This window comes from Magnetospirillum sp. XM-1, assembly GCF_001511835.1.
GTDB lineage: Bacteria > Pseudomonadota > Alphaproteobacteria > Rhodospirillales > Magnetospirillaceae > Phaeospirillum.
In genome coordinates, this window is sequence record NZ_LN997848.1 from 1,314,130 (window position 1) to 1,331,065 (window position 16,936).

The window sequence follows — 16,936 nt, forward strand, 5'->3', positions numbered from 1 at the left end:
GAGCCCCCACCCCAACCTTCCCCCGGCAAAGCCGGGGGAGGGGGGCAGGGATGATCCGGATTTATGGCTCGATGCTCTAAACCGGACAGACTCTGGAATCATCGAGCCGGAACCCGCGCGATCCATGCTCTCTCCGCCGCTGTTTTGTGGCGAGGGGGGGATTCAAATATGCGTCCAGACAAACCGAAGCCCCGCCGGAGACGTTCGTTCCGCGCGGGGCTTATGGTTTGGGGACCCACAGGTCCTATGTGTTCGGCGCAATGGCCGATAAGTCATGGTACTGAGCTTTTATAGTACTTGGTGCCACTATATCGGCACCTCAAATTCGACCCGGTGGCGTCATGCTGTCAACATCCTCCTGTCCGGTGTTGCATTCGCCTCGGGAGAGGCGTCTGGTGCATCGGATATTGTCGTGACAACCTTCCAATCCCGGTACGCCTCCATCTCTGTTACGGGTTAATTATCGCCAAACAGGGGGCAATTGTCAAGAATTTGCCCCTCATCCTGGGCAAGCAAAAGGGCGCTCCGGTGGGAGCGCCCTGGTTGGGTCGCCGGTGGCGCGGGGATCATTCCACCAGTTCGGGGATCTTGTCCGCCTTGGGGGAGGTGGCCAGGAACTCGAATGCCAGCTTGGCATCCTCGCCCACCCGGATGCGGACGATGCCGCCCTTGGCCAGGCGGCCGAACAGCAATTCCTCGGCCAGGGGCTTCTTGATGTGCTCCTGGATGACGCGGGCCAGCGGCCGCGCGCCGAACGAGCGGTCGTAGCCCTTCTTGGCCAGCCAGGCGCGGGCCTCGTCGGTCAGTTCGATGACCACGTCGCGGTCGCCCAGCTGGGTTTCCAGCTGCATGACGAACTTGTCCACCACCTGGGCGACGATTTCCGGCGTCAGGTTGGCGAAGGCGATGGTGGAGTCCAGGCGGTTGCGGAATTCCGGGCTGAACATGCGGTTGATGGCGTCGGTGTCGTCGCCTTCCCTCGCTTCGCGGCCGAAGCCGATGGCCGATTTGGCCAGGTCGGCGGCGCCGGCATTGGTGGTCATGATCAGGATCACGTTGCGGAAGTCCACGGTCTTGCCGTTGTGGTCGGTCAGCCGTCCGTGGTCCATGACCTGGAGCAGGATGTTGAACAGGTCGGGATGGGCCTTCTCGATCTCGTCGAGCAGCAGCACCGAATGGGGGTGCTGGTCGATGGCGTCGGTCAGCAACCCGCCCTGGTCGAAGCCCACATAGCCGGGCGGCGCGCCGATCAGGCGCGACACCGAGTGGCGCTCCATGTACTCGCTCATGTCGAAGCGGGTCAGCTCGATGCCCATGATCTTGGCCAGCTGGCGGGCCACCTCGGTCTTGCCGACGCCGGTGGGGCCGGAGAACAGGTAGCATCCGATGGGCTTTTCCGGCTCGCGCAGGCCGGCTCTCGCCAGCTTGATGGCGCTGGCCAGGGCCTCGATGGCCTTGTCCTGGCCGAACACCAGGGTCTTCAGGTCGCGTTCCAGGTTGCGCAACGCCTCCACGTCGTTGGTGGACACGCTTTTCGGGGGAATGCGGGCGATCTTGGCGACGATCTCCTCCACGTCCCGGACCGTCACCGTCTTGCGCCGCTTGGATTCGGGCAGCAGCATGCGCGACGCGCCCACCTCGTCGATGACGTCGATGGCCTTGTCGGGCAGCTTGCGGTCGGTGATGTACTTGGCCGACAGCTCCACCGCCGCCTTGATGGCCTCGGCGGTGTAGCGGACCTTGTGGTGGCTTTCGTAATAGGTCTTGATGCCGTTCAGGATCTTGATGGTGTCGGGGATGGACGGCTCGCTGACGTCGATCTTCTGGAAGCGCCGGACCAGGGCGCGGTCCTTCTCGAAGTGATTGCGGAACTCTTTGTAGGTGGTCGAGCCGATGCAGCGGAGCGACCCCGAGGCCAAGGCGGGCTTCAACAGGTTGGAAGCATCCATGGAGCCGCCCGAGGTGGCGCCGGCGCCGATCACCGTGTGGATCTCGTCGATGAACATCACCGCGCCGTCGTAATTCTCCAGCTCGGTGACCACCGCCTTCAGGCGCTCCTCGAAATCGCCGCGATAGCGGGTGCCGGCCAGCAGCGAGCCCATGTCCAGCGCGAAGATGGTGGCGTTCTTCAAGACGTCGGGCACCTCCGCGTTGACGATGCGCCGCGCCAGGCCTTCGGCGATGGCGGTCTTGCCCACGCCGGGATCGCCCACGTAGAGCGGGTTGTTCTTCGAGCGCCGGCACAGGATCTGGATGGTGCGGTCGATTTCCTCGTCACGGCCGATCAAGGGGTCGATCTTGCCCTGGGCGGCCTTCTTGTTGAGGTTGATGCAATAGGCGTTGAGCGCCTCCTGCCCCTTCTTCACCACCTTCTCGCCCGAGGCTTCCTCGTCGGCGCCGTGGACGGTGCGGTTCTGGCCGCGGCCCGGCGCCTTGGCGACGCCGTGGCTGATGTAGTTGACGGCGTCGAGCCGGGTCATGTCCTGGCTTTGCAGGAAGTAGACGGCGTGGCTCTCGCGCTCGGAGAACAGGGCGACGACGACGTTGGCCCCGGTCACCTCCTCGCGGCCCGAGGACTGGACATGGATGGCGGCGCGCTGCACCACCCGCTGGAAGCCGGCGGTGGGCTTGGGGTCGGTGCCGCGCGGGGACACCAGTTCGGACAGGTTGGTGTCGATGAACTCGGAAAGGTCCCGCTTCAGCTTGTCGAGGTCGACATTGCAGGCCCGGAGCACCGCCACGGCGTCCTGGTCGTCGGTGAGCGACAGCAAAAGGTGTTCCAGCGTCGCGTATTCGTGGCGGCGCTCGGAGGCGTGGGACAAGGCACGGTGCAGGCTTTGCTCCAGGTTGCGCGACAGCATGGGGCCGATCCTTATCCTGGGGGAACGCGCCGCGACGGGCGGGCTATTCCTTTTCTATCGTACACTGCAGCGGATGCTGGTTCTGGCGCGCCAGGTCCATGACCTGGGTTACCTTGGTCTCCGCCACCTCATATGTGTAAACACCGCAAATCCCGACACCCCTGGTATGGACATGCAGCATGACGCGGGTCGCATCCTCTCGGCTCTTGTTGAAATAGCGTTCGAGGACATGCACGACGAACTCCATCGGAGTGTAATCGTCGTTCAGCATCAGGACCTTGTACATGGATGGCTTCTTGGTTTTCGGGCGGGTCTTGATGACCACCCCCGTCTGACCGTCGTCGCCGTTCCGCTTGTCGTTACCGTTTTCGCTCATGCCTGTGTGCTTGGGCCTGGTTGCTCTTTACACCCCTATCATATTGGGTGCGGATGCCCGGCGAAAAGGCCCCTTTTTCCGCATGAGGGGATTGCGGGCATGAAAAAGGCCCGGCGGGTGTTTCCGCCGGGCCTCTCTCTTGACAAGAAGGGCTGCCGAATTAGGCGGCGGCCTTCACCAGCTTGTCGACGGTGGCGTTGACGCGGTCGCCGATGGGGGCCAGGGCGTCCTCGACCAGCTTGACCGACTGCTCGGTCAGGCGGGTGGATTCGATCACCAGCTTGTCGACGCCGGCCTTGGTCAGGTCGGTCTGCAGGTCAATGAATTCCTTCAGGGTCTTGGCCGACAGCAGGGCCTTGGAGGCGGCGACCTGCTCCTCGATGCTGGCCTGGGTCAGGCCGACGAAGGCCTTGGAGAGGTCCTGCAGACCCTTGGTCAGGATGGTGCCGGCCTTGACGAAGGCGTCGACGTTGTCCTTGGCCTGGGCCAGCACGTCCTCGTAGCCCTGGTAGGCGGCGGTCTGCGCCTTGACGGCGGCCTCGACCTGCTCCTTGCTGATGGCGACGGCCTTGTCGTAGCCCTTGGCGGCAGCCTCGGACGACGCCTTCACCACGGATTCGACGGCTTCCTTGGAGGCGGCGACGGCGACGTCCACCTGCTCCTTGCCCAGCGCCACGGCCTTGTCGTAGCCCTTGGCGGCCACGTCGGCCGAGGCCTTCACCACGGTCTCGATGGTCTCCTTGGACACGGCGACGGCGGCCTCGACCTGCTCCTTACCGATGGCGACGGCCTTGTCGTAGCCCTTGGCGGCCTTGTCGTAGCCCTTGACGGCGGCGTCGGCCGAGGCCTTCACCACGGTCTGGATGGTTTCCTTGCCGACGGAGACCGCCTCTTCGATGGTCTTGACGGCGTCGGCGTGAGCGGCGGCGATGGGGGCGGCGACGGGAGCCGGGGCCTTGGTAGCCTTCACGGGGGTGGCTACGGTCGGGGCGGCGGTCTTGGCGGCGGCGGCCGGCTTGGCCTTGGCGGTGGTCATGGAAGGTGTCTCCCTTATCGGTTGGGCGCGGTGTCCGCGGGTTCGCGCAGCCGAGGCAAACAAATCGCCCCATGCTGCAATGCAACATGGGGCGTATCATGCGACCCGGATGTCAGCGAGTCAATAGCGTATATTGCACTGCAATATATTCGTAATCGGATAGGCGCCCGGACGGTCAGGCCGCCCGTTTTTCCACCATGAAGCGGGCCATGGCCAGGTCCTCCTTCTTGATGTGCTGGACCAGCCAGGTCGCCACATAGTCGAACAGCTCGGCCCCGGCGGTCGCGTTGCCCGACGCGATGGCGGCGCGCAGCTGGTCGACCCGCTGGAAGAAGGCGCGATGGCTGCGGGCGTGGGTGTCGGTCTCGGGATAGGCGTGACGCTTCATCAGGCCTTCCTCGTCGTCGAAATGGGCGTGCATGGAGCGGTCCAGCTCGGCCAGCAGGTCCGAGGCGGCCAGTTGCCCGTCGCCGCTCATCATGGCGCGATAGGCCTGGTTGACCAGGTCGTAGAGGGCGCGGTGATGCTGATCCACCGAGGACTGGCCGGTTTCCAGGGCGGGGTCCCAGCGCAGCAGCACCATGTCCTTCTTCTCGGCCCGCACCTGGGCCAGGAAGGTGGAAACCTCGTGGCGGAGGAATTCCGCCTGCCGCGACAGGTCGGTGGAGGATTCGCGGATCTGTTCGGCGGCGGCGCCGGTTTCGCGGGCCGCCTGCTCCACCGAGACGATGTTGCCGGAGACCTCGGAGGTGCCGGCAGCGGCCTGCTCGACGTTGCGGGCGATTTCGGCGGTGGCGGCGGTCTGCTGCTGCACCGCCGAGGCCACCGAGGTGCTGATCTCGCCCATTTCGCCGATCACCGCGGAAATGCTGTCGATGGCCGAGACGGCGGCCGAGGTGCTCTGCTGCACGGCCGAGATCTGTCCGGCGATCTCGCTGGTGGCGCGCGCCGTCTGGTTGGCGAGGTTCTTGACCTCGTTGGCCACCACGGCGAAGCCCTTGCCGGCGTCGCCGGCCCGCGCCGCCTCGATGGTGGCGTTGAGCGCCAAGAGGTTGGTCTGGGCGGCGATATCGTTGATCAGGTTGACGATCTCGCCGATGCGCCCGACATTCTCGGACAGCGAGCGGACCTGTTCCGTGGTGTGGCTGGCCTCCTCGCGGGCCCGGTCGGCTACCGCCTGCGAACGCTCGACCTGCTGCGAGATCTCATTGATGGACGACGACAGCTCCTCGGTGGCGGAGGCGACGGTCTGGACGTTGGCCGAAGCCTGCTGCGCCGAGGAGGCGACGGTGGTCGCCTGGGCGCTGGTCTCGGTGGCGGTGCCGGCCATCTGGCCCGAGGCGGCCTGCAGCTCGGTGGCGGCCGAGGTCACCGTCTCGATGACCTTGCCGACGCTGTCTTCGAAGGTGTCGGCCATCTTGCGCATGGCCATCAGGCGATCGGCCTCGGCCCTCTTCTTCTGCTCCTCCTGGTCGGCCTCCAGCTGCTTGACCCGGATCAGCTGGTCCTTGAAGTGGGCGACCGAGCGGGCCATGGTCCCGATCTCGTCGCCGCGTTCGGCGTAGGGGACGTCGACGGCGAGGTTGTTGCGGGCCAGCTGGTCCATCACCCCGGTCATCGCCCCCACCGGGCCGAGGATCGAGCGGGCGATCAGCACGGCGAAGATCAGGCCCAGCAGCACCGCCACGGCCGAGACGGCCTTGGACCAGATTCCCTGGCTGTCGATGGTGGATTCGGTGCTGCTGCCCAGCGCGGTCAGCACCTGCAACTGGGAATCCTTGATCTTGAGGGCCAGGTCGGCGAATTCGGCGCCCAGCCGCGCCGCCTCCTTGGACACCAGCCGGTCGATTTCCAGGGTGCCGTTCAGGATCAGCATGAAATCGGCGCGGTAGGCGGGCAGGATCTGTCCGACGCTGTCCACGGCCTTGCGGGTGCGGGCGTCGCGGCTCTGCGCCGCCAGGGCCTTGAGCGCCGTCTCGGTGGCGCCCAGCTCGGCCAGGGTGGCGTCGGCGAATTTCTGCTCCGGGGTGGCGAGGAAGCGGTTGGCGCTGACCCGGGCCAGCAGCAGGTGCTGCAGCGCCTTGCCGGCATGGGCGGCCACCAGATGGTCGCCATCGGCCATGGCGCCGTCCACCGCGCCGCTCAGCGCGTCGACCATGGCGGCTCCGGCCGGGGCGGCCCGTTCGATCAGGGCTTTGTCGCGTTCGCCGCGCAGCGCCATGATCTTGTCGAAATTGACGTTGTATTCCTCGAACAGCGCCTTCATCCGCGCCAGGGTCGCCTTGCGCTCGGGATCGACCGTGGCGGCGATGGCTTCGCCAAGATCTTTCTCCAGGGCGCCTTGCAGGGTGCGGATGCGGCTCAGCGCGCCCGTGTCGCCCTGGCTGCCGGTATAGGCCAGGACGTTGCGCCGCAATCCGACCACGTTGCGGTCGATGGTCAGCACCCGGATGGTGTTCGAGTTGACCCGCTGGAATTCCGAAACGTTGCGCCCGACGGTGGCGAAGCCGATTCCCACCATCACGGCGACGACCACAAGGAAGGCGAGAACGCTGAGGAACCCGCCGTAAATTCGGGTCTTTACCGTCAAGGTCGCGGCCATATCTGTCATCCTCGGCTAGTGATGGAGGTCATCCCATCGGGGGCAAGGACATCATTGAGCAGATAAGGTTAATCGGAGGAGAATTTACATGTATCTCTTTCGTCCAAGCGTTGAATATCTGATCTAAGTCAAATGGTATAGTTTTGTTCCGGACTACAGCCCGTAGTCTAGGCCGTTGGTTCCCACCTTCAGGGTGAATTCAATCACGCCATTGCGGCGGCGCTCGTCCTCGCGGAAGGGATCGACAGGGACGGGGGCGGGCGGAATGATCGTGTCGCGGCCGGGATCCAGGGCGGCCAGGGCGGCGGGAAAGCGGGCGGCGTCGTAGGCGGCGGAAGGATAGCTCCAGGCGGTGAACGTGTACTTGCCCTGGCGGCAGCTGGCGGCCGTCCAGTAATAGGAGTGGGAGTACAGCTGCAATCCCACCGCCGGCGGGCCGAAGGCGCCCGATTGCTCCAGGGCGGCGGCCAGCCCGTTCCGGGCCGCCTGGTCCAGGGGAACCGAGGCGGCGTTGGCGCGCCAGGGCGACAGCGGGTCGGTCAGCTCGATGGTGGCGATGTTGCCCGGGCGGGTAATGGCGTTGACCTTCAGCGTCGCCGCGCTGGAATCCCACTCATAGAACCGCACCTGCTGGTCCCACAGGGCGTTGTAGACCAAGCGGAAGCGGTCGGGCGAGCCGGGCGCGCAGGCGTCGCGGATGTCGCCGCCCTCGACGAAGGAGAACCACTGGACCTTGCGGTAGAAGGGGTTGCCGACGTCGCCGCCGGTATAGGCGCATCCCGACAGGGCGGCGGCGAGGGCGATGGTCGAGATGGCGAGGCGATGAGGCATGGTGTTTCCCTGGGCGAGGGGGGGCGGGACCTGCAAGGATGGGCAGGGAAATATGGCGGGAATCAGGTGGTTCGCGAAGCTTTACACAGATTCGCAAAATCTTTAAGGTTTCGGCGATACCCTAAGCCAACTCAGTCGCTGAACGGAAGGTCGAGACGTTGCACCTGAGCCGCATTGGATTCCTGAATCGTGTCCGCCTGTTCGCCGTCGCCCTGGCGGCGATCCTGACCCTGTCGGCCCAGCCGGCCCTGGCCGGGCGCTACGCTTCCATCGTCATCGACGCGGAATCCGGTTCGGTCCTGCATGCGGCAAGTCCCGACGCCAAGTCCTATCCGGCATCGCTGACCAAGGTGATGACCCTGTTCCTGCTGTTCGACGAGCTGGATTCCGGGCGCATCCGTCTCGACACCAAATTCACCACCTCGGCCCATGCCGCCGCCCAGTCGCCGTCCAAGCTGGGCCTCGAGCCCGGCGAGAAGATCTCGGTGGAGAGCCTGATTCTCGCCCTGGTCACCAAGTCGGCCAACGACGCCGCCGTGGTGGCGGCCGAAGGCGTGGGCGGCACCGAGGCCAATTTCGCCCAGATGATGACCCGCAAGGCCCATGCGCTGGGCATGCGCTCCACCACCTACCGCAACGCCTCGGGCCTGCCGGACCTGGGCCAGGTCTCCACGGTGCGCGACCAGGCGACCCTGGCCCGCGCCCTGATCCGCAGCCATCCCGGCTACTACAAGTATTTCTCCACCCGCCAGTTCGTCTATGACGGCCAGCCCATCAACACCCACAACCGCCTGATGTTGCGCTACCAGGGCGCCGACGGCATCAAGACCGGCTACATCCACGCGTCGGGCTTCAACCTCATCTCGTCGGCCAAGCGCGGCGACAGGCGCATCATCGGCGTGGTGTTCGGCGGCAACACCGCCGCGTCCCGCGACAAGCACATGGGCCAGCTGCTGGACAAGGGCTTCGCCAAGCTGCGGAAGGGTGAAAGCGTCGAGATGGCCGAGGCCGAGGCCGACGACCTGCCCGACCTGGACGAGCTGGTGGCCGCCGCGCAGGCGGCCAAGGCTCCCGCCAAGGCCAAGGCGAAGGTCGCCGCCAAGCCGGTCCCCGCCAAGAAGGTCGCCATGCGCGCGCCTGCCCGTGCCGCCGCCAACGACGATGACGACGACGACGATGCGGTGGGTGACGCCGACCCGGCCAGCTGGGCCATCCAGGTGGGCGCGTTCAACGAGTACCGGCCGGCCCACAAGGCGGCCAGCGACGCCGCCAAGAAGCTGGGCGGGCTGGTCTCCAAGGCCTCCATCGACATCGACAAGGCGGGCAAGGGCGCCAAGACGGTCTATCGCGCCCGCATCTCCGGCTTCACCGAGGACCAGGCCCGCGCCGCCTGCAAGCGCCTGGGCAAGGCCGGCAAGGCCTGCAAGCCGGTCAATCCCAACACCTGACGCAAAGATCGTCGAGCCTCAAATGTGGGGTTCGTTAGACTAGGCCAAGGGCGCGGAGGCGCCCGCAAAGGCAGAGGGACATGCAAAAAGCTCAGTCCCGCCATCCCGCCATCAGGGCGCGGATGCGGGTGAGCGCCGCCCGCTTGTGGCGAAGGCGCCAGGTTTCCAGCCGCCATTCCTCGCGGCCGCCGGGCACTCCCGGCGGACAGAGGTAGCTGTCCGCCATCACCTCGTTTCCGCCGCCGGTGCGAACCTGCACGCAGCCCACCCGATATTCCGGCCCCTCGTAATGGTCGAGGCGGCGGCGGTCCCGCTCGTCCAGGCCGTGGACCAGAACTCCCTCCACCGTGCCGGTGGGGTGGGGGATCAGCATGGGATAGGTGCGGCCGGCGATGTTCGTCCGCCGCCAGCCGACCAGCCGCGCCGGCTCCATTCGCCCAGCGGCCGCCGGGTGTCCCAGCACGGCCGCCAGAACATCCTCGTCCATCAGGGTGCCGAAGAAGAACATGGGGGCCGTTCGCGGGGGATGGGTCGGCAAGACTGGTCTCCGGACGCTGTACGGCCGGAGCATATCGTCCTGTCGCTCAGTCGGAAAGGGCCCTGGCCCGATCGATGAGGATGCCGAAGGCCTCGGTGAAGGTCTGCAGGGTTTCGCAGACGGGGGCGGTGAAGAAATTGGGGACGGAGGCCCCGAAGATCACGAAGCCCAGGAAATGGCCGTCCAGGATGATGGGGGCCGTCATGCTGGAGCGGCTGTCGGAATTGCGCGCGCCGCTGGTGTGGAAGCGGCCTTCCGTTCCGAACGCCGCCATGTCGTTGACGATCCGGGGTTCGTGGCTGTCGGCAAGCAGAACCAGGGAGGGGACGTCGGTCATCTCGACCTCGGTCACGTCCGGGGCTCCGACGCCGTCCGAATGGCAGGAAAAGGCCCACAGCATGTCGTGCCGGGCATCATAGACCGACAGTGAGGCGTAGCGCAGGGAGGCGAAGCCCGGAAGCTGGCGGATCATGCCGTGCAGACGGCGGGCCGGCTCGTGCAGCCAGGCCACCACCCGATCCATGGCCGGATCGTCCGGCGGACCGAACGAGGCGGTGGAGGAAAGAGGGGCGGCAAGGGGGGCGTCGGCGTTCATGAGAATCATGCTAACCCCAGGGAATCTGCCGGGGGAAGGCACGACTTTAGACCGATCGTGATGATTTCGGGTAGGGGGGGGCCGGGTCAGTGGACCTCGGGTCGGAAGGCCCGGTGTATGCTTTTGCATGCATCCCAAAGAATGCAGGGACGCTCCTCGGCGCAGCGGCATCCGTCGGCGATCAGCGGGGCGATGGAGTCGCAACCCGCCGTATCGCTCACTAATCCGACGATGACCCGAATCCGGTCCGGCAGGCAGTGACGCAGATCCTTGTCCATGGCATTCCCCATCGGGCGGAATTTGCTCACTCCATGGTAGTAAGGTGTTCGTCCGGGGGGAATGCCCGAATTGTCGCTGTCCTCGACCAAGTGTGACGGCCGGACGATGGGGCCAAGCCCGTATTGAAAAGCGGACGGCCCCGGCCGATACTCCAAGACGGGGAACGGGCGTTGACGACGGGTTCGCAGATGATGGACGTGATCGACGGCGGCTTGGCCCGCGTATCCCTGTTCTCCGACATGGACGAGGCGGCGCTGGGCGATATCGAGGCCCGCTGCAACTGGTCGCGGGTGTCCTCGGGCGCCCAGATCTTCGACAAGGACAGCGACACGCTCGAGGTCTATTTCGTCGTCGAGGGGGCGGTGCGCATCCTGACCACCGGCGCCGACGAGCGCGAGGTCGCCCTGGCCGACGTCATCGCCGGCAATTACTTCGGCGAGCTGGCGGCCATCGACGGCATGAAGCGCTCGGCCCGGGTGGTGGCCACCAAGGATTCGGTGCTGGCCTCGCTGGAGGGCGGCGCCTTTCTCGAACTGATGCGCCAGTATCCCGCCATCGCCATCAAGGTGGTCGAGCGCCTGACCCGCATCGTGCGCAGTCTGGACAGCCGGGTGGCCCAACTGTCCAGCCAAAGCGAGAACCAGCGCGTCTGGGGCGAGATTCTCCGCCTCGCCCAGCCCGATCCGGCCAAGCCGGATTCCTGGCAGATCGCCGATCTGCCCAATCACAAGGAAATCGCCGCCTGGGCCGGCACCACCCGCGAAAAGGTGGCCCAGGCCATCGGCGAGCTGGCCCGCGAAGGCGTGGTCCGCCGCCGCTCCATGGGGCTGGTCATCTGTGACCTGGCCCGCCTGCAGCTGATGGCCGCAGCGCGCGGCGCGGCGTAATTCCGGCAAACGATCCCTCCGCCACCCGGACCTGGACCCGGCCTCGTCTCGATGCCGGGCGATGGGATTCGCTTTTGCTAAAATTTGAACTAATCTGCTTAAATAAAACTTTGGTCTCTGTGTGATTCGTCACAGAAAGAATTGGTATGACGTGGCAAATATTGTCTCACGAGATAGGGGCGGGAACGCAAGACGCAGTTCAGACCCAGGACACTCGAACGGAAGCGATGAGGTAGTTCAGAGTTTCCGCGAACAGATTAAAGGAGACGATAAATGTTTACTGCCATCCGCAGCGCAATGACCAAGATTTCCCGTGACGAGCAGGGCGCCACCGCCATCGAATACGGCCTGATCGCCGCGCTGATCTCCATCGTCGCCATCCCGGCCATGCTGCTGATCGGTCCGAAGCTGATCGCCGCCTTCACCACTGTGGCCACCAACATCAACGGTTAAGTCGAGGCGCGCCGCTCCGGCGGCGCCGCGACAAATAAAACAAGGCGCCTCCCAAGCGGGGCGCCTTTTTTTGTTCTGTATATTAAAGTCTGTGTTCTGTGATAATTTTAAAACTTTAGTATCTGTGGATAAAATCACAGTGCCTTTAGGGAAATGTGGTTAGTCTTTTTTTAGGAAGCGGGACGATTTCGGGTTGTGGAACTTCCTTGCGGAAGCACCTCGGCCCCTGGAGGCGGGAATGGGCAGCATCATCCTCATTGTTTCGGCGATTGTCTTCGTCGCGGCCCTGCTGGACGCGGCATGGGGCGATCTGCGCGCCTTGCGCATCCCCAACCGCGTGCCGCTCACCGTGCTGGCGGCCTTCGTGCCGGCGGCGCTGTCCATGGGGCTGAGCGGCGAGGCCTGGCTGGTGCATCTGGGCACCGGCGTGCTGTCCTTCGTCGCGGCCGCCGTACTGTTCAGCCTGGGGGTGTGGGGCGGCGGCGACGCCAAGCTGGCGCCGGCCGTGCTTCTCTGGGTCGGTCCCGCCGATCTGCCGCGTTTCCTGCTGGTCATGGCCCTGGTCGGCGGCCTGGTGGCGCTGGCCGCCCTGGTGGCGCGCCGCGCCGAGGCCGGCGGGCTGCGCCCGGCCATGGGCGGACACGTGCCCTACGGCATCGCCATCGCCGCCGGCGGTCTGGATTGGGCGGCGGCAAGCCTGCTGCCCCGGCTGGCCGGCTGAGTTCGGAAAAAAGAGGTTCGTCATGCGACCCATCATCATCATCGTCGTGGTGGCCGCCCTGGCGGCCGGAGGCACCGCCATGCTGGCCAAGTCCTGGCTCGACCGCCAGGAGGCGCGCCGCGCCAAGGCCGCCGACGAGCCCGCCACCGTCGAGGTCCTGATCGTCGCCCGCGACGTTCCCTCGGGCGCCGCCCTGGTCGGCGACGACTTGCGCTATGACGTCTGGCCGAAATCGGCGGCGGGCGACCGTCTGGCGGTGCGCAAGCCGGGCGAGGACACCAAGGCCGCCTTCGTCGGCATGATCGCGCGCCGGCCGCTGGCCGAGGGCGAGCCGGTCTCCGCCGCCACTACCTTCCGGCCCGAGGCCTCGGGCGTGCTGGCCGGCATGCTGGCGCCGGGCATGCGCGCCGTCTCCCTCGCCATCACCAACCCCACCGCCGTGTCGGGCTTCATCACGCCGGGCGACCGGGTGGACGTGGTGCTGGCCACCGACATCAAGAAGGCGGAAGAGGGGCCGAATATGGAATCGGGCAGCGGCTTGCTGCTGCGCTACGGCGCCGAGACGGTGCTGGCCGATCTTCGGGTGCTGGCCATCGACCAGCAGATCACCAGGGGGCGCGACGGCGCGCCCATCCAGGGCAAGACCGCGACCCTGGAGGTTACGCCGAAGCAGGCCGAGATCCTGACCGTGGCCGGCATGATGGGCAGCCTGCAACTGTCGCTCCGGCCGCCGCGTGGCGCGGAAGCGCCCCAGATTGCCGCTTCCGGCGAACTGGACTTCACCGCTGACCTGGAAGCTGGCAAGGTGCTGCAAGCGGTGGTCGGCTTCAAGCCGAAGGCCGAGCGCGCGGCTCCTCCCGCCCCCAAGGGCGTCCGGGTCAACCGCGCCGGCCAGATCAGTTCGGAAGGGGTGGGACGATGATCCGGCGTCAGTGGTTTGCCGTTTTGCTGGCGGTGCTCGTGGCGGCCCCCGCCCTGGCGCGGGACGAGGAGCCGCCGCCGCCGCTGGCTTCGCCGCGCGCCAAGGTGGTCCGGCTCGATGCTCCCGATACGCCGGCGCCCGCGCCGCGCCCCGGCACGCCGCAGGTCCTGCGCTCCCACGCCGCCGTCTCTGCGGAATCCATGCAGGTTCCGGTGGGCAAGAGCATCGATCTACCCCTGCCCGGCGCCGTCAGGGAAGTGGTGATGGGCAATTCCGACATCGCCGACGTGATCGTGCGCGCCCCCAACCTGGTCCACATCACCGGCCGGGCGGTGGGCCAGACCAACGTCTTCCTGATGGACCGCGCCGGCCGGGTCATGCGCCGCATCGATCTCAACGTGTCCATCGATTCCCAGGCGGTGAAGGACGCGCTCAAGGCCGTGCTGCCGGAAGAGCGCTCCATCGCCGTCGAGGCGGTGGCCGACAGCCTGTATCTGTCGGGCGCGGTCAAGAACGACGCGGCGGTGCGCGACGCCAAGCTGGTGGCGCGGCGCTTCGTGGCCGACGACGCCAAGCTGGTCAACCTGCTGCGCGTGGTCAACGAGCAGCAGGTGCTGCTTCACGTCAAGGTGGCCGAAATCCAGCGCACCGTGCTGAAGGAACTGGGCGTCGGGCTGACCGCCAACAAGGGCATTCCACTCTTCGGCGGCGCCGCCATCGGCTCGGGGTCGAAGACCAGCGCCTCGGTGGGACTGATCGATTCGTCCAGCTCGGCCATCTTCGGCACCGCCACCATCACCGGCATCGGCGCCCTGGTGGCCAATCTCAACATCCTCGAGAACCAGGGGCTGATCCGCACCCTGGTGGAGCCCAACCTGACGGCGGTGTCGGGCGAGACCGCCACCATGCTGGCCGGCGGCGAGCTGCCCATCCCCGTCTCCCAGACCAACGGCGCCATCAACATCGAGTTCAAGCCCTATGGCGTGTTGCTGGCCTTCACCCCCGTGGTGCTCGATCCCGGCCGCCTCAGCCTGAAGATGAGCACCGAGGTCAGCGCCATCGACACCGCCAACAAGACCGCCGTCAGCTCGACCATCTCGGTCCCCGCCTTCAAGGTGCGCCGCGCCGGTTCCACGGTGGAGCTGCCCTCCGGCGGGTCGCTGATGATCGCCGGCCTGCTGCAGAACGACATCACCAGCAACATCGCCGGATTGCCGGGGCTGATGGACCTGCCGGTGCTGGGCTCGCTGTTCCGCTCCAACGCCTTCCAGAGGAACGAGACGGAACTGGTGGTGATCCTGTCTGCCTATGTGGTCCGCCCGCTGGAGCAGCCGGGGCTGGCCACCCCCAACGACGGTTTCGCCCCCAGCTCGGACCTCAAGCGCTTCCTGCTGGGCCGGTTGCAGGACACCTACACCACCCGTTCCAAGGAGGCGCCGGCCGCGCCTCCGGCCCTGCAGGGCCCCTACGGCCACATCGTCCAGTGAGGAGGACATCATGATTTCCTTGCGCGTCGTCCTCTCCGCCCTGGTCCTGGCCCCGCTGCTGGGCGGTTGCGCCGCCGATCTGGTCGAGCACGATTACCGTCTGGCCCATCCCATTACCGTGGAGGAGAAGGCGGCGGTCGCCCTGTTCTCCCGCCCGGCCGAGGGCGCTTCCCTGTCGCCCGCCGACCGCGACCGCCTGGGCCGGCTGGCCGAGGAATCGCTCAGGCGCGGCGCAGGCGCCATCGAGGTCAGCGTGGGGGCAAAGGCCGGCGAGGAGGCGGCGGCGCTGGGCTTCGCCCAGACCCTGGCCGACACTTTGCGCGCCTGGGGCGTGGGCGCGGTCACCGTGGCGGTGGCCGGCGGCCCCGATTCGGCGCTTCAGCCGGGCCAGGCCCAGGTCCGGGTGCCGGTCTGGGAGGCCAAGGCGCCGGAATGTGGTACTTTCGAGCGCGGCCTCAATCCCGATTACTCCAACGCGCCCAACAGCAACTGGGGCTGCTCCTTGCAGCGCAACCGGGCGTTGATGGTCCAAAACCCCGCCGATCTGGTCCGCGCCCGCGAGACGTCGGGCCGCGACGGCGGCCGGGCCGCCACCGTGCTGGAGAAGTACGGCAAGGGCGAGGCCACGGGTGCGGCCAAGGAGGCGACCAGCGCCGGCTCCACCTCGTCGGTGGGATCGTCCGCCGGGGCGAAATAGGAGGCGGACATGGCCTATCGCCTGACCATCGAGGCGTTCTGCAGCGGTCCCGACACCGCCGAGGCCCTGCGCGCCGCCGCCCTTGACCGGCAGTTGGCCAAGTCGCGCCTCAGTCTGGCCGAGGGCGGACTGGCGGCGGCAATCGGCCATTACGCCGACCTGCCCACGCCCCAGGTGCTGGTGGTCGAGGAGACCGACCCGGCCCTGCTGCGCGCCCGCCTCGACCAGCTGGCCGAGGTCTGCGTCGCCGGCACCAAGGTGGTGGTGATCGGCCCCACCAACGACATCCGCCTTTACCGCGAACTGATGGGCAAGGGCGTCGCCGACTATCTGCCCGCTCCGGTGGCCCCCCGCCAGCTGGTGGACAGCCTGACCGGCCTGTTCGCCGACCCGGCTTCCGCCCCCCGCGCCCGGGTGGTCGCCTGCTGGGGCGCGCGCGGCGGCACCGGCTCGTCCACCATCGCCCAGAATCTGGCCTGGGCGGCGTCGCGCCATCTGGGCGAGCAGGTGATTCTCATCGACCTGGACCTGGCCTTCGGCACCTCGATCCTGGCCTTCAACCTGGACGCCAAGCAAAGCGTCGCCGACGCCCTGGCCAACCCCGAGCGCCTGGACGAGGTGCTGATGGACCGCTGCATGGCCGAATACGACGACCATCTGCAGGTCCTGGCCGCGCCGGGCGACGGGCGCAGCCGCGCCGCCATCGCTCCCGACGCCCTGGAACACATGGTCGAGCTGGCCTCGCGCATGGCCGCGCTGGTGGTCCTCGACATCCCCCATGTGTGGGACCAGTGGAGCGAGGCCGCCCTGGCCGCCGCCGACGAGGTGGTGATCACCGCCATCCCCGACTTCGCCTGCCTGCGCGACACCAAGATGCTGCTGGAACTGCTGTCGCCCCGGCGCCAGGGCATGGTCCAGCCCCGCCTGGTGCTTAACCGGGCCGAGAATGGCCGCAAGGCGCAACTGTCGGCCAAGGATTTCGCCGAGACCCTGAAGGTCGAGCCCGCCTTGGTCATTCCCGCCGATCCGGCGCTGTTCGGCGAGGCGGCCACCGAGGCGCGCATGCTGGGCGAAGTGGCCGCCGGCCACAAGACCAGCCAGTCCCTGGCCCAGCTGGCCGCCGCCCTGTCCGGCAAGGCGGCCCCTCCGGCGCGCAAGCCGTCGGGAGGCAAGGGGCTGTTCGGCTGGTTGAGGAGGTAGGCC

16 protein-coding genes are annotated in these 16,936 nt (G+C 66.9%); 8 read left to right on the plus strand and 8 right to left on the minus strand.

Features of this window, described 5'->3' with window-relative positions:
- Nucleotides 1-566: 566 nt before the first annotated feature.
- The 5 genes from clpA to XM1_RS06290 all read right to left on the minus strand — a co-directional run bounded on the left by clpA (nucleotide 567) and on the right by XM1_RS06290 (nucleotide 7,706).
- Nucleotides 567-2,861: an ATP-dependent Clp protease ATP-binding subunit ClpA gene (gene clpA / locus XM1_RS06270; protein ID WP_068431404.1), complete on the minus strand. Its 2,295-nt coding sequence runs from the start codon at nucleotides 2,859-2,861 to the stop codon at nucleotides 567-569.
- Between the two features lie 43 nt (nucleotides 2,862-2,904).
- Nucleotides 2,905-3,237: an ATP-dependent Clp protease adapter ClpS gene (clpS, locus tag XM1_RS06275; protein WP_068431407.1), complete on the minus strand. Its 333-nt coding sequence runs from the start codon at nucleotides 3,235-3,237 to the stop codon at nucleotides 2,905-2,907.
- A 160-nt stretch (nucleotides 3,238-3,397) separates the two neighbouring features.
- On the minus strand, nucleotides 3,398-4,273 hold the full coding sequence (locus XM1_RS06280) for a phasin family protein (RefSeq protein WP_068431410.1): 876 nt from the start codon (nucleotides 4,271-4,273) through the stop codon (nucleotides 3,398-3,400).
- A 175-nt stretch (nucleotides 4,274-4,448) separates the two neighbouring features.
- Nucleotides 4,449-6,875 (minus strand): bacteriohemerythrin, encoded by a 2,427-nt coding sequence (locus XM1_RS06285; protein WP_068431414.1) that lies wholly within the window; start codon nucleotides 6,873-6,875, stop codon nucleotides 4,449-4,451.
- Nucleotides 6,876-7,028: 153 nt separating this feature from the next.
- The gene (locus XM1_RS06290) at nucleotides 7,029-7,706 is read right to left on the minus strand and encodes a hypothetical protein (protein WP_068431416.1); all 678 of its coding nucleotides are present in this window, start codon (nucleotides 7,704-7,706) and stop codon (nucleotides 7,029-7,031) included.
- A gap of 158 nt (nucleotides 7,707-7,864) precedes the next feature.
- On the opposite strand from XM1_RS06290, the gene XM1_RS06295 reads away from it, so the two are divergent.
- Nucleotides 7,865-9,154 (plus strand): D-alanyl-D-alanine carboxypeptidase, encoded by a 1,290-nt coding sequence (locus XM1_RS06295; RefSeq protein WP_068431418.1) that lies wholly within the window; start codon nucleotides 7,865-7,867, stop codon nucleotides 9,152-9,154.
- A gap of 91 nt (nucleotides 9,155-9,245) precedes the next feature.
- Here the strand turns inward: XM1_RS06295 and XM1_RS06300 are convergent, their stop codons facing one another.
- The 3 genes from XM1_RS06300 to XM1_RS06310 all read right to left on the minus strand — a co-directional run bounded on the left by XM1_RS06300 (nucleotide 9,246) and on the right by XM1_RS06310 (nucleotide 10,565).
- On the minus strand, nucleotides 9,246-9,692 hold the full coding sequence (locus tag XM1_RS06300) for a gamma-glutamylcyclotransferase family protein (RefSeq protein ID WP_231920705.1): 447 nt from the start codon (nucleotides 9,690-9,692) through the stop codon (nucleotides 9,246-9,248).
- Nucleotides 9,693-9,738: 46 nt separating this feature from the next.
- Complete coding sequence (locus XM1_RS06305; protein WP_231920706.1) at nucleotides 9,739-10,287, minus strand: GAF domain-containing protein; 549 nt, start codon at nucleotides 10,285-10,287, stop codon at nucleotides 9,739-9,741.
- Nucleotides 10,288-10,373: 86 nt separating this feature from the next.
- Entirely contained in the window at nucleotides 10,374-10,565 is a 192-nt protein-coding gene (locus XM1_RS06310; protein ID WP_156428657.1) for a hypothetical protein, read from the minus strand.
- Nucleotides 10,566-10,736: 171 nt separating this feature from the next.
- On the opposite strand from XM1_RS06310, the gene XM1_RS06315 reads away from it, so the two are divergent.
- From XM1_RS06315 to XM1_RS06345, 7 genes are all read left to right on the plus strand, one after another.
- On the plus strand, nucleotides 10,737-11,453 hold the full coding sequence (locus XM1_RS06315; protein ID WP_231920707.1) for a Crp/Fnr family transcriptional regulator: 717 nt from the start codon (nucleotides 10,737-10,739) through the stop codon (nucleotides 11,451-11,453).
- 273 nt (nucleotides 11,454-11,726) lie between these two features.
- Complete coding sequence (locus tag XM1_RS06320; RefSeq protein ID WP_068431433.1) at nucleotides 11,727-11,906, plus strand: Flp family type IVb pilin; 180 nt, start codon at nucleotides 11,727-11,729, stop codon at nucleotides 11,904-11,906.
- Nucleotides 11,907-12,144: 238 nt separating this feature from the next.
- Entirely contained in the window at nucleotides 12,145-12,627 is a 483-nt protein-coding gene (locus XM1_RS06325; protein ID WP_068431434.1) for a prepilin peptidase, read from the plus strand.
- A gap of 22 nt (nucleotides 12,628-12,649) precedes the next feature.
- Nucleotides 12,650-13,549 carry a Flp pilus assembly protein CpaB gene (cpaB, locus tag XM1_RS06330; RefSeq protein ID WP_068431435.1) on the plus strand — a complete coding sequence of 300 codons (900 nt, stop codon included), beginning with the start codon at nucleotides 12,650-12,652 and terminating at the stop codon, nucleotides 13,547-13,549.
- Nucleotides 13,546-15,036, plus strand: coding sequence for a type II and III secretion system protein family protein (locus XM1_RS06335; protein WP_068431436.1), 1,491 nt, complete (start codon nucleotides 13,546-13,548; stop codon nucleotides 15,034-15,036). The genes cpaB and XM1_RS06335 overlap by 4 nt, the downstream gene beginning before the upstream one ends.
- A 10-nt stretch (nucleotides 15,037-15,046) precedes the next feature.
- Nucleotides 15,047-15,733 carry a CpaD family pilus assembly protein gene (locus XM1_RS06340; protein WP_068431438.1) on the plus strand — a complete coding sequence of 229 codons (687 nt, stop codon included), beginning with the start codon at nucleotides 15,047-15,049 and terminating at the stop codon, nucleotides 15,731-15,733.
- 9 nt (nucleotides 15,734-15,742) lie between these two features.
- Complete coding sequence (locus tag XM1_RS06345; protein WP_068431439.1) at nucleotides 15,743-16,933, plus strand: cellulose synthase operon protein YhjQ/BcsQ; 1,191 nt, start codon at nucleotides 15,743-15,745, stop codon at nucleotides 16,931-16,933.
- Nucleotides 16,934-16,936: the final 3 nt, after the last annotated feature.